This window comes from Clostridium sp. CM041, from assembly GCF_055081035.1.
The window spans coordinates 968736-981743 of the sequence record NZ_CM143648.1; the positions used below are offsets into that span (position 1 = coordinate 968736).

The following is a 13008-nucleotide window of genomic DNA, read 5'->3' on the forward strand; positions in this document are numbered from 1 at the left end:
TACACAATGATCAATAGAATTTATTATATATTGAGCATTGTGTATTATTAATTAGAGATATTATTAATTAGAGATATTACTACTGAGTCTTGACTATTTTACTAATTTTTGTGCCTCATCAAGTACTTGTTGTGATGTCTTCTTTCCAGAAGCTATATATTGCATACCTTTCCATATAGCTGTAAAGGCTTCCTGATTCATATTATCTCCAGCAGGACCAGTCATGCTAGTAGCTTTAGACGTAAATTCACCGATATTTTTTGCTAGTGCACCACCTGTAGTTGAAGCTGGTACATTTTCAAGCGGAACCCCTCCTTTTTCAGCAAACTTAGCGAGTTGTTCTGGCTCTGTCATAAACTTAACAAATTTAATACCAGCTCCATTTTTCTCATCATTAAGAGCTTTAGTTACATACCAACCTGTGCCTGTCCCACCAATGATGTCATTATCATTAGCTTTTGCACCTGGTACTAGTGGGAACGGTATTACACTAACATTTTCCATATTATGAAATGCTCCACCTGACCAAGAACCTGAAATAAACATTGCAGCTTTCTTATCAGCAAAAGCCTGAGAACAAGCAGCTTGTTTAATTGTTAAGGCATCTTTTGTAAATGCTTTTTTATCATAAAGGTCTTTAGTTAATGCAAGTGCTGGAGCCCAACTCGCATCAAATAATTTACTATGACCGGAAGCTCCACCTTGTGAAAGTAATAATGTCTCGATTAAATAATGTGGTTCTTCAGCAAACGAACAAGCGATTGGGGTTATGTTCTTTGCATTAAGTACTGGAATAGCCTTTATAATATCTTCATAAGTCTTAGGAATTTCAAGACCGTTATTCTTAAATAAATCGGTATTTATCCATACTCCTTCAAAAAAACCAATGTAAGGAAGTGCATAAAGCTTACCATTATACTTTGCAGCATCGAGTCCTGCTTTCTTAAAGTTTGCAGCCCAAGTAGCATCCTTAGCTAATTCATCTTCCCAAGAAATTACCTTACCGGAGTCAACAAGCGGTTTTCCAGATGCGCCATTAAATCCGTATGTTACATCTGGTTCATTACCTGAAGCGAAATCAGTATTTATTTTTGTTTTAAACGCCTCACTTGCAGCAGAAGTAGCTTCATCTATAACTTTAATTTTCGGATTTTTAGCTTGGAAATCTTTTATAGCCTGTTGCCATACTTCGGTGTATGGGTCTGCACCAGTAAAAGTTGTTTCTACTCTAATTGTTACTTCCGTCTCCTCTGCAACTGTTGTACTTGTAGCTGAATTCTTGCTACCGCATCCAGCTAAAGCTGAAGTTAAAACAGCAGTTGTCATGAGCAAACAAAATAATTTTTTGGATTTCTTCATTTTGATATCCCCCTATTTTTATTTCTACAATATTATTAAAATATTAAATTATGAGCATTGTGCTTATTAATAATATTGATTGAATCTTTTCAAATTAGCAAGTAAATGATTACATGCTACTTCTTACTTACAATCATATTATAACATTCATATCAAAAACTTAAATCTGTCCATATTGGTATTTATTTGTTTATTTTGGCATGTCACCAAAATATGGTAATTTACACCTATGGATCAATGCTTTTTTATAATAATTTCTTTTTAATATATAATTAGTTTCGGAATTTATTCAGCCTAATATAAGGTATACTTATAGAAAACATATTAAAATTAGCTTATGAAAGGACTTTTATTATGACAAAACATTCTATGAAATCCAAGCTTATTATTATTGCAATTCTATTTATTCTTTATCCTACAATAATTATTGGCTATTTAGGATATGTGAATTATTCAAAAACGATTAAAGAAAAAGCTATAGTGGACTATCAAAGTGCAGCCCAACAACTAACCCATTCGCTTTCAGACAGAATGGATAAGCTTAACCTTTACTCAATACAGCTTTTTTATGATAGTAAAATAATAGATACAAACACTTTAATTAATACTAATAATTTAGATTTTATATATGAAAACAGTTTCCAACGGTATTTACAATCTTTACTTTTCGCTAAATATGAGCTAAACGAAATTCTCATTAAATACTCTGAGAGTGGAAAGGTTTTTCAAGCAAATAGAGCTTTTGTTGCTACTACGGATTGTTACGCTAATATGGATAAGTTAAATGAGATAGCCATAAAAGGAAAAGGCTCTCCAGTATGGTATGTAGCAAGTAAAAACGGGAAAATAGATGGTATATACTTAGCAAAATCCATATACGATTCATTAAATGTGAATAAGGTAGTGGGTCTTTTAGCCCTTAAAATAGATAATCAATGTTTTATGGAAATATTTAACAATACTATGATTAACTCAAGGCAAACTTTGGGTCTCTATAGTAGCGATGGCCAATTAATATTTATAAATGATAGTTTTGATGTAAATACTAATAAATCCATACAATCTTTTCTTAATTCTAATTTAGACAAAGGTGAAGGAGAGATAAAGACTAAAAGTGACTCTCTATATATGATATATGACACAATTAAACCAACCAATTGGAAACTTGTTGTTGGAATTTCAGGAAACGTATTGTTTAAAGAGATACGAAAGGTAGCCAAATTTAGTATAATTCTATGTATAGCTACTCTTCCCATTTGCTTATTACTTATAAATTACTTATATAATACAATGATACATCCACTGAAGGTATTAATAAAAAGAATGAAGGAAATAGAAAATGGTAACATGGGTGTAATAATAGAAAGTGATCGCAAGGATGAATTTGGTTTCGTATTTCGTACCTTTAATAAAATGTCGAAAAATATAAAGACCCTAATTGATACAGTATATAAAGAACAAATTGTAATGAAGCAAGCTGAAATTAATGCATTGCAAGCTCAGATTAATCCCCATTTTTTATATAATACACTTGAGTCCATTAACTGGAAAGCAAAAATCCACGGTGATGATGAGGTCAGTGAAATGATTTCTGCTTTTTCGTACATTATAGAAGCAAACCTAAATAGGAGCAACGAGAAATTTATTCCTGTTTATAAAGAAATCGAATATATTAAAAGCTATAAATTCTTAATCCAGAAACGATTTGGAAAGAAAATAGGATTTAATTTAAATATTGATGAAGACACCCTTAATAACAGGCTTCCTAAGCTTTTAATTCAACCTATAATTGAAAACACAATATACCATGGACTTGAAATGAAAAAGGGTGGAGGAACAGTAGATATTAAAATAAAGAAGGAAAACAATCAACTAATTATTACTGTGGCAGATGACGGGTTAGGTATTGAAAAAAGCAAATTACTAGCCCTAATTGAAGACATGAGTGATGATAAATTTCCAGAGTCGCAAAATTTCTTGGATAATTCTAAGATAGGTGTAATTAATGTGCATCGCAGAATTAGACTACTTTATGGTAAAGATTACGGACTAAAAATAGAAAGTCAAGAGGGTATGTGTACGATTGTTACAATTAAAGTACCCGCCGACATATAAAAGGGAGTGTATATTAAATGTTTAAAGTACTTATAATTGATGACGAAGAAATCATAAGAGAAGGCCTAAAAACCGTTATTGATTGGGATTCATTAGGGTGCAGCGTTATAGGTGAAGCCTCAGACGGGGATGAAGGACTAGAAATGCTTTCCTCAATGCAACCTGACATTGTCTTCACTGACATCAGGATGCCAGGTTTAAATGGTTTAGAAATGATTTCTAAACTAGAAAAACATAAGCATGAGTGTAAAATAATAATATTATCTGGCTTTAGAGATTTTGAGTATGCCCAACAAGCTGTTAAACTTGGAGCCTTTAGATTTCTTCTTAAACCCACAAATACTAAGGAAATAATCCTCTCCATTAAAGAAGCTATTATTGAACTTAAAAAAGTAAAATCAAATGAAGAAATCTTTAATAATTTGAAAAGAAAAGTTAAAGAAGATTACAATTTAAGTGATGACGTTACAATCATGGAAGATAAATCACTTAATACTAATGAAAAAAGTTCTAAGTTTCTTGTAGTTAAAGCCCTGTCTTTTATGAAGGAGAATGTAGCTATGGGCTTAACCTTAAAAGATGTATCAGCCTATTTATATATCAGTACCTGGTACCTTAGTAAGCTGATAAAAAAAGAGACTGGTAGTAACTTTATTGATATCTTAAGTGAAATACGTATTGATGAGGCTAAAAAACTATTACTTCAACCCCAATATAAAATTTATGAGGTTTCAGCAATGATAGGTTTTACAGACGTAACTTATTTCAATAAACTCTTTAAAAATATTACTGGTTTAAAACCTATGGAGTATCGAAATAAGATTTTTAATAATTTCATTTGATTTCACTAACTTGTTAGAAATTACAAAAGCAAGTATAGCTATAAATAAATCAGTACTTCTTTTAAAAATAATTTATATATATTAAATTCATATTCATATAAGTAGCAACGGAACTTGTTCGTAAATTGGAATCCTGTTAATCACAATGATTTTTTTCTCCTTAAATACAAACAATTCCCTGTATTCGTAAAAAATCATATAATTTTCCTTTCAACTTTAGAGCCAATATTCTCTTGCTCAAAATTATCATTAACACCCACTCTTACCATTTTTTTAGTTGGCTATCAATACGCCCTTAGCAATGGTATTAGATTACAAAAAAAAATTAAACGGTCTTAGCCCCATGAAATTTAGGGCTTTAGCCGTTTAAGTCAATTTTTATTATTTCCCCTTAGATCTCAAGATATACTCTAAGATTTTTTTGTAACATTTGGTTTATTTATGGTAATTCGTTTATTTGATATTTTTACAATTAGAGGCAATATTAATCCTAAGCATAAAAGTATAAATGGTGTTAATAAATTAAGCACAAGTTGGAAAGTATACTCTGATGAGCTTGGTTTTACTTTTGGGAACATTCCCATAATGCATGCAAATGCAGTAAATGCAAAACACCATGAACCTATTATGAATGCTATCTTATCATTTTTTATAAATTTATAGTCAGAAGAGAATTTCTTTTTAGCAAAGCCTCTTAAAGCCATGTATGCTAAGAATACCCACAAATATCTTATTGGCATAACAATTGAATTTAGATCTAATAACCAGTTGTACAGGGTATTCATATCTCCAATACCTAAGGCTGGTACAATTATTAAAATTCCAACTAAAACAGCAGTCATTTTGTATCCATTAATTGGAGCTCCATATTTATTTGTTTTCATTAGACTAGCAGGAATATATTTTTTATCTCCTTCTGCAAATAATATTTTTAAAGGAGCATCAATGGAGAAAGCTAATGCCGAAATTTGAGCAAGCATATTCGCAATTGCATATAAAATTAAAAATAAATTTCCTACGCCATAGTAATTACCCAATGTTTTAAATGCGTAGTACTGTCCATTCATTTTTAAATCTACTGGAATGTTATTTCCATCAAACATCATTCCCATTGCAACTGAACCTAATAATGCTGACATTGCTACCATTATTGCAAGTACAATCATTCCCTTTGGGAAATTTTTTGATGGCTCTTTTGTATCGTTAACATAGGGTGCTATTTTTTCACAGCCACCTATCGCAAACACCAGCATAGATATTGTAGTAAAGTATGCAAAGTTAAAATCCGGAATAAAAGATTTTAATGTTATGTGTGCTGTTGCAATTTTCACTCCTGTAATTGAAGGTGCTGCAATCATCATCACTATGTATAACATTGACATTACAAATACTGATGTTCCTGCTATGGTTCCAATTTTTTTCAATGAATTAACACCTCTTGAAGCAAACCATAGGAAAAATAAAAATAGTATTAATGTTACTGATTGTAACACTAATGGGCTAAAACCATTAATGAATTTTCCATTTTGTGTTACTACCCATCCTAATGCTATTAAAATTGACTGGGGTTTTTGTGCTAAATATGGTACATGCACTACCCAATAAGTCCAACCTGCTAAGTAAGCTAATTTTGTACCCATTGTAGATTTTATCCATGTACTAACTCCTGCTTTTCCATCCTTAAATGTAGAACCTAATTCCCCTACCATTAATGCATAAGGTATAAAATATAATGAAATAATAATTATCCATGATCCAACAACTTTTAACCCTTGATTTGCAAAGTTATTAACAACATTCCCAAATCCCCATACCATAACAAAAGCCATCAGCGCTAGATTTTTCCATGTAAGTTTTTTAACCCCTGTCCCATTCATATTATGAACCCCCTCCAATTAATTAATATCCTAGGAATCGTTTACAAATCTTTCATTTCCTAAAATTTTCTATAAATCCTTTTCATATTAACACCATCCACACTTTTTTGCAATATTTTACATTGTTTTATATATTATTTGAACTACAATATATTATTATTAAATTCACTTAACTCATAAACACCCTGGATATTAGCTATCAAATTGTGAACACAATTTGCTTTTCTACTACAATCCCCTAAAATTAAGAATAACAAAACCTATAAGTAATCATATACTGTATTGTAAATACTTTAAGGAGTTAGTTAAATGTATATTGATGAAGATACTATTAGATTTTATAATCCAACGTATAACTATGAACTAGAAACTCAAGATTTCCCTTTAATGTATCCATACAGACAAATGGATGATTTTACATCCTTCGCACAAGGACCTCAAGGTGGACCCTCTTCTGCACCTCCAAACTTTACACCATCGCAGCCTCAATCACAACAATTTGGTGCAACCCCTCTAGCTATAGACCCAGGTGCAATTAGACCTTGCCTTTATAGATTTGTATATATATGGCCAAGGAGAGAAAGAGGCTTCTGGGCATGGCTTACATTTGTTGGTCCTAGATCTATATCCGGTTTCCGCTGGAATAGAAATAGATGGAGATTTTTCGGAATGGATTTGAGAAATATTAGTAGTTTCCAATGTTTTTAAAATATTAATTAAAGAATCGAGGAATAAAGATGGAAAAATTCCAACCTTTCCATGGTATGATTACCATGATTAATGACTTTTGGATAGGGGCAAATGAAGAAGGCGTGGGATGTTATAAATTAATGTCTGTAGAAAACGGATATGGAGCTTTAGTTAATTTCGTGGTGACGCCGACTACTTACTTTGTAGACCATGTAATGGTGATACCCGGAGATATGGTAACTGGCTTTTATGATGCAAATGCACCTGTTCCTCTCATTTTTCCGCCACAATTTAGAGCAATTGTTATGGCAAGAGATACACAATATCAAAATGTGAAAGTAGACTATTTTAACGATAAGTTGGTTAGTAGCGATAATAATTTAAAATTAAACATTGCCCCCACTACTCAGATAGTTTTAGAAAATGGGCAGTCATTTAGCAATAACCCTGCAAATCGAAATCTAATTATTGTCTATGGCGCTACCACAAAAAGTATACCGGCTCAGACCACACCATATAAAATTATTGTTATGTGTTAGATGAGTCTTTTGCATTTTTAATGTGGTTGAAAAATCCACTTTGGCTCCCATAACTATATTAACATAGATTGTTCGTTTCATTTCCATTCTTTCTCTCTAAAAGATTGGTGATGTGACGGGCAATTTTTTATAGTTATTATCAACACAGCTTATCTGAATCAATTCCAATCTCTGCAAGGGAAATAAGCCATTCCTTTTGTGTTTATTTATATTATTTAATAATCAATGAAATAATTTATCACCTAAAAGCATATAGATATTCTGTATGAATTAAATTTAGATGTAAAACAGGCATAAGTCTTAAATTAACATTTGATTTGGAACTAAAACTAAAAAAACTAACTCACAAATAAAAATCCGAGTTAGTTTTTTTAATCCTACTCTATTAAATTATCACAATCAGCATCAAATAGTCCATTCTTTACTTTACTCCTACTGCATCCCAAGCTGCATTTACCGCAGCAACTTCTGCTCCATTTGCACCGTAAAGATCTGTTGCGGATTGAACAAGTGCAACTCTTGCATCATGGAAGTTAGAAGTCGCAATTAAATAATTAGATAAAGCACTGTAATAAATTTGTTCTGCTTTAGCTATTCCTACGTTAGCATTAGAAGCTATAAGATAACAAGCTTTGTTTGGAATTCCACTGTTTGTATGAACTCCACCCCAATCTCCCTCTTGCGTATTAGGAGTAACTACAAATTTACTCATATTATCTGGATCACCATATTTAGTTGGATTGGATATATCTCTTAATGCATCACCCTCTACTTTAGGTGTCCAAACATCTTCACCCATTAACCAGTCAAATTTATCAGCTTGTTCATAATTTTCGATGAATGCACCAAAGGCATCTGACATAGATTCATTTAATGCCCCCGATTGAAATTCATAATCAAGATTTGCTGTTTTTTCATCTACTGCATGTGTCATTTCGTGACCCACTACATCTAAAGCTCCAGATAACTCGATAGCATCAATACCATCCCCATCTCCATAAATCATTCGTGTTCCATTCCAAAAAGCATTAACATAATTATTAGCGTAGTGAACTGTAGATTTAATTTCCATATCTTTTCCATCAAGACCATTTCTATTGAATTTAGATTTATAATAATCATATACAACTCCTGCATAGTAATGTGCATCTACAGCAGCTTTATCATTAATTACGTTTGTAGTTGAATAGACGATAGAACCAATTTTGTTAGTAGTATTAGCCGCTGAATAAGTAGTTATGCCCTTACCTCTTGTGGTATCTCTTAATTGATATTGAACCTTGTTACGTACAGTAACCTTATCAAGATTTAATGATTTAGAATCGTTGAGTACACCTAAACCTGTTCCTGTAGCAGCAACCTTAGATATTTTATTGCCTTTTTTTACTATATCTCCATTTTCAGCATTTACAAAGAACTTCCAATTTCCTGGTGTTGGTGATAGAAAGCTTAATGAAACAACATAAACTGGAACATATTTATCATTTATATTGTATAGGTAAAGTTTAGTAGTTGGATCTGCCTCAAGCTTATCAAATTTGACTTGCGTTTTTGCAATTTCAAGAGCTTTGTTTTCACCTATTAACTGTTCTTTATTTATTTTTGCATTTTTTGCGTTAGCATCATATTTACCATTTACAGCATATACTTCACCCTTTTGATTAAAATGAACGATATATTCATTACCATAAACCGGAATATCATTTACCATTTGTTGAGTTTTGATATGTTTAAAACCCAATTTATCATCATTTGATTTTACTTCTTCCAACTTATTCACTGAATCCTCAACTACGGTTTTATTTTCTTTAAAGAATTTATGCACACCTTTCATGTCTTTTGACAATTTTTCTGATGATTGTACCTTTACAAAATTTGCCGGCTTTCCTTGTGATGCATTTGCATTAACTGGATTAATTAATACCACCATTGCCATTGCAGTTAAGATTGAAATTGCTTTTTTCATATAATTTCCCCCTCCATAATTTGTATATACAGTATTTTTATGTATATAACTACTTATATAATAAAGAGAATAGTCTTTATAGTCAACTAATTTCACAACATAATATATGACATTTTTTTTATTATTTTGAGTTAAACAGCAAAAACCAGCAGTCAAAATAAAACTGCTGGTTCTTGCTTATTCGTATGATTTTGCCCAAAGCTCTTCTTCCTTAACTTCACTACAGAACTCGACCTCACATTCTTCTATAATAATTTTTTAAGTCTATCTCCCTCATTACTAAATAATATTGCGTCGTCTAAACACTCAATATCTTTATTATTTAATTTATACAATTCAACTCCTAATTCAGATAATATGTCATTTTTATATATTTCAAGTTTTATTTCATCAATTGTATTCATAAATAATTTGTGCCTCCTTTATCATTTACATTTATTATTTAATTTACCTGACTTAGTTCTCAATACAGTGTAATTACATATCTTTATTATTTTCTATCAATCCTTGTATTTTTATACCCTTATTTTTATATTTAGAATACGAGAAATGAAATCTCCCTATTAGGTTGCACTCGAAAATTTACTGTAACAAATAAAAAAATATTGAGCTCTCAATGTATATACAAGAGAACTCAATATTTTTACTTAAACTTTGCTAATATTTCTTCCATTTTTTTAAATTCCTTATTTATAGACTCTTCCGGTTTTTCAGTTATAACGCTAACAATTATAACAGCTATGAGCGATAATATAAATCCTGGAACCATTTCATACATATAAGTAGATAATCCAGAAACAATCCATACAATAACTGTTAAGCCTCCTACAACCATACCTGATAGAGCGCCCCATTTAGTCATTCTCTTCCAATAAAGACTTAGTAAAAGAGCAGGTCCAAAGGATGAACCAAAACCAGCCCATGCTTGCCCAACTATATTAAGAATAGTTTTGTTTGGCAAATATGCAAAGAATGTGGCAACAGCTGAAACTATAAGTATAGATATTTTCCCTATCTTCATTTGCTGCTTGTCTGATGCCTCTTTGTTTAAGAATGTTAAATAAAAGTCCCTTGTTATAGAACTTGAACAAACTAATAGTTGAGAAGAAATAGTACTCATAATAGCTGATAGCACTGCTGCTAATATAATACCCGTAATAAATGGATGGAATAAAATATCTCCAAGACGAAGGAAAACTGTTTCTGGATCCGTAAGCGGGATGTTGTTTTTTGTAAAGTATACAAGTCCTATAAGTCCACTTGATACAGCACCTAAAAGACCTATGGTCATCCAGGTAATCCCAATTCTTCTTGCTGACTTTAATTCACCTGCAGATTTAATTGCCATAAAACGGACAATAATATGTGGTTGTCCGAAGTATCCAAGTCCCCATGCCAAAAGTCCAATAATAGTTGCAACACTTGTTCCTCTAAACATATCAAATAAAGCTGGGTCAATAACTTTTATTTTATTGACAAATGTACCAGCATTTACCCCTATATTCATATATGCTACAATTGGCACTACAACTAGTACAACAAACATCAGGGATCCTTGGAAAAAGTCTGTAAGACTTACCGCTAAAAACCCCCCAAAATATGTATATAGTACAACTACCGATAATGTAACAACTACACCCGCTGTATATGTGGAGTTAAATATACTTTCAAATAATTTCCCCCCTGCTACAATTCCAGATGAAACATATAGCACAAAGAACACAAGTATTATTATCCCAGATACAAGTCTAAGAATATTAGACTTATCTTTAAAGCGGTTTTCTAAGTAATCTGGAACAGTTAATGAATCATTCGAAACCTCTGTATAAATTCTAAATCTTGGAGCAAGCAGAAGGTAATTTAAGTAAGCTCCTATTGTTAAACCGATTCCAAGCCAAATGCTAGATATTCCTTTTGTATAAACTGCACCTGGAAGTCCCATTAGCATCCAGCCACTCATATCGCTTGCACCAGCAGATAGTGCTGTTACCATAGGTCCAAGCCCTCTGCCACCTATCATGTAGTCTGAAATGTCATTTGTTTTTCTATAGGAATAATAGCCTATTAAAAGTAAAATAAGTATATATACCCCCATAGCAGCAACTGATTCTATTTCCATATTAATTCTCCTTTCAATACTATAATGTCATTCGTCAATTTCATAAAGTTTGTAGTATAGCATTTTACAAGACAATTGAAAATATGAGCTTTTAACAGATAATATTTGAGCGTACAAAACAATATTATACCACATATGTTTATTAGCCCATTGCCATTTTAATCTGGTTTCGTAATTTATATAATGAATTTCACAACTTTTTTAACACTGTAATTGACATAGGCACCAATTTACTTTATAGTAATTAACTATATAAAGTTAAAATTGATATAAGGGAGTAGAAATCATTTGATTAAATTTTTGTTAGAGCTAGGCTTAAAGTTTGAAACCGTAGGTGTTTTGATAAAAATCATTATAACTTTAATGTTAATAATGATATTTTATTTAGTAAAAAAAAGTATATGTTCATATATTAATAAATCTAATCTTGATTCCAATAACATAATAAAACATAAAAAAACATCCTCGCTATCAATAAATATCTTAACTGCTGTAGTGATTATACCAATATGGATGTATGAGTCTAAGTATATACTTACATTTTTAGGATTTTTCTCAGCTGGACTAGCCTTTGCCTTTCGTGATCTTGTAGCAAGTTTTTTAGGTTGGCTTATAATCAATACTCATAAACCTTTTAAACTTGGGGATAGAATAAAGCTTGGGGAAAGTCTTGGTGATGTAATCGCTATAGACTGGTTTTATACTACCATAATTGAGGTTATGGAAAATGACAACAAAATCTATGGACAAAGTACTGGAAGAATTACTCATATACCAAATATAAATGTTCTCACTAAAGATCTTATAAATGAATCTAACTCATTCCCTTTTACTTGGAATGAACTTGAAATAAGCCTTACACTTAAAAGTAATTGGAAAAAAGCTAAAAGCATATTGCTATCTATTGCTAATGATAAAGTAAGAGATATTGAGCAAGAAGCAAAAGATTCACTAAATATAGCCTCAAAAACCCTTCCTATTTATTACGAGAACCTTTCTCATACAGTATACACTTCTATGAAACCCGGAGAAGTTTGTTTAAATTTAAGGCTTATTTGCAAGGCGAGAAATTACAGGAACTTACAACATGCCCTAGTAGAAGATATTTTAGATGAATTTTCTAAACATGATGATATTGAATTATTATAATTAAGCGGTGAATTAGGAATACCATTAGCAATTCTATACTAGCCATAATCCTTAAATGCTTTTCTGTTAATTAATATTTAAAAAGTAATTATCTTCACTGCAATCTTTATAAAGAGTCATATTCTTGTCAAAAACTGGGGTAGTTTTAATAGTAATATTATTTATTTATTGACAATTCTTTTTTTATATGATATATTTTTATTTAATATAAATAATAAATTTGATGACGAGAAAGAGTACGTTTTAGTATCTGTTCTAAAGAGAGTTGACATTTGGTGAAAGTCAACGTTCAGTCTATTTCCGAAAATCATCTCTGAGAAGTAAACCTGAAATTTAATAAGGTTTAATGGTT

General features: G+C 31.2%; 10 protein-coding genes and 1 other annotated feature (1 of these 11 cut by a window edge). Of the genes, 5 read left to right on the forward strand and 5 right to left on the reverse strand.

Features of this window, described 5'->3' with window-relative positions; translation table 11 throughout:
- Nucleotides 1-93: 93 nt before the first annotated feature.
- Nucleotides 94-1359, reverse strand: coding sequence for an ABC transporter substrate-binding protein (locus ACWJJT_RS04635; RefSeq protein ID WP_462956204.1), 1266 nt, complete (start codon nucleotides 1357-1359; stop codon nucleotides 94-96).
- Nucleotides 1360-1713: 354 nt separating this feature from the next.
- Here ACWJJT_RS04635 and ACWJJT_RS04640 point away from each other — a divergent pair, with 354 nt between their 5' ends.
- Both ACWJJT_RS04640 and ACWJJT_RS04645 read left to right on the forward strand, forming a co-directional pair.
- Nucleotides 1714-3474, forward strand: a complete 1761-nt coding sequence (locus ACWJJT_RS04640; protein WP_462956205.1) for a cache domain-containing sensor histidine kinase — start codon at nucleotides 1714-1716, stop codon at nucleotides 3472-3474.
- A 17-nt stretch (nucleotides 3475-3491) separates the two neighbouring features.
- Nucleotides 3492-4316, forward strand: coding sequence for a response regulator transcription factor (locus tag ACWJJT_RS04645; RefSeq protein ID WP_462956206.1), 825 nt, complete (start codon nucleotides 3492-3494; stop codon nucleotides 4314-4316).
- Nucleotides 4317-4726: 410 nt separating this feature from the next.
- On the opposite strand, the gene ACWJJT_RS04650 is transcribed toward ACWJJT_RS04645, so the two are convergent.
- The gene (locus tag ACWJJT_RS04650; protein WP_462956207.1) at nucleotides 4727-6193 is read right to left on the reverse strand and encodes an amino acid permease; all 1467 of its coding nucleotides are present in this window, start codon (nucleotides 6191-6193) and stop codon (nucleotides 4727-4729) included.
- A 309-nt stretch (nucleotides 6194-6502) separates the two neighbouring features.
- On the opposite strand from ACWJJT_RS04650, the gene ACWJJT_RS04655 reads away from it, so the two are divergent.
- Together ACWJJT_RS04655 and ACWJJT_RS04660 are read left to right on the forward strand one after the other, a co-directional pair.
- Entirely contained in the window at nucleotides 6503-6901 is a 399-nt protein-coding gene (locus tag ACWJJT_RS04655; protein WP_462956208.1) for a hypothetical protein, read from the forward strand.
- 29 nt (nucleotides 6902-6930) lie between these two features.
- The gene (locus ACWJJT_RS04660) at nucleotides 6931-7422 is read left to right on the forward strand and encodes a hypothetical protein (protein WP_462956209.1); all 492 of its coding nucleotides are present in this window, start codon (nucleotides 6931-6933) and stop codon (nucleotides 7420-7422) included.
- A 421-nt stretch (nucleotides 7423-7843) separates the two neighbouring features.
- Here the strand turns inward: ACWJJT_RS04660 and ACWJJT_RS04665 are convergent, their stop codons facing one another.
- From ACWJJT_RS04665 to putP, 3 genes are all read right to left on the reverse strand, one after another.
- Nucleotides 7844-9388: a M4 family metallopeptidase gene (locus tag ACWJJT_RS04665; protein ID WP_462956210.1), complete on the reverse strand. Its 1545-nt coding sequence runs from the start codon at nucleotides 9386-9388 to the stop codon at nucleotides 7844-7846.
- Between the two features lie 245 nt (nucleotides 9389-9633).
- Nucleotides 9634-9792 carry a hypothetical protein gene (locus ACWJJT_RS04670; RefSeq protein ID WP_462956211.1) on the reverse strand — a complete coding sequence of 53 codons (159 nt, stop codon included), beginning with the start codon at nucleotides 9790-9792 and terminating at the stop codon, nucleotides 9634-9636.
- Between the two features lie 239 nt (nucleotides 9793-10031).
- The gene (putP, locus tag ACWJJT_RS04675) at nucleotides 10032-11507 is read right to left on the reverse strand and encodes a sodium/proline symporter PutP (RefSeq protein ID WP_462956212.1); all 1476 of its coding nucleotides are present in this window, start codon (nucleotides 11505-11507) and stop codon (nucleotides 10032-10034) included.
- A gap of 288 nt (nucleotides 11508-11795) precedes the next feature.
- Here putP and ACWJJT_RS04680 point away from each other — a divergent pair, with 288 nt between their 5' ends.
- Nucleotides 11796-12656 (forward strand): mechanosensitive ion channel domain-containing protein, encoded by an 861-nt coding sequence (locus tag ACWJJT_RS04680; protein WP_462956213.1) that lies wholly within the window; start codon nucleotides 11796-11798, stop codon nucleotides 12654-12656.
- 214 nt (nucleotides 12657-12870) lie between these two features.
- Nucleotides 12871-13008 (forward strand) — a binding site (T-box leader); it runs 117 nt beyond the window's last position.

Coding starts and splice junctions, on each gene's coding strand:
- putP (WP_462956212.1), bottom strand. CDS start 11,507: ATGGAAATAGAATCAGTTGCTGCTATGGGGGTATATATACTTATTTTA.
- ACWJJT_RS04655 (WP_462956208.1), top strand. CDS start 6,503: ATGTATATTGATGAAGATACTATTAGATTTTATAATCCAACGTATAAC.
- ACWJJT_RS04635 (WP_462956204.1), bottom strand. CDS start 1,359: ATGAAGAAATCCAAAAAATTATTTTGTTTGCTCATGACAACTGCTGTT.
- ACWJJT_RS04650 (WP_462956207.1), bottom strand. CDS start 6,193: ATGAATGGGACAGGGGTTAAAAAACTTACATGGAAAAATCTAGCGCTG.
- ACWJJT_RS04660 (WP_462956209.1), top strand. CDS start 6,931: ATGGAAAAATTCCAACCTTTCCATGGTATGATTACCATGATTAATGAC.
- ACWJJT_RS04670 (WP_462956211.1), bottom strand. CDS start 9,792: ATGAATACAATTGATGAAATAAAACTTGAAATATATAAAAATGACATA.
- ACWJJT_RS04645 (WP_462956206.1), top strand. CDS start 3,492: ATGTTTAAAGTACTTATAATTGATGACGAAGAAATCATAAGAGAAGGC.
- ACWJJT_RS04665 (WP_462956210.1), bottom strand. CDS start 9,388: ATGAAAAAAGCAATTTCAATCTTAACTGCAATGGCAATGGTGGTATTA.
- ACWJJT_RS04640 (WP_462956205.1), top strand. CDS start 1,714: ATGACAAAACATTCTATGAAATCCAAGCTTATTATTATTGCAATTCTA.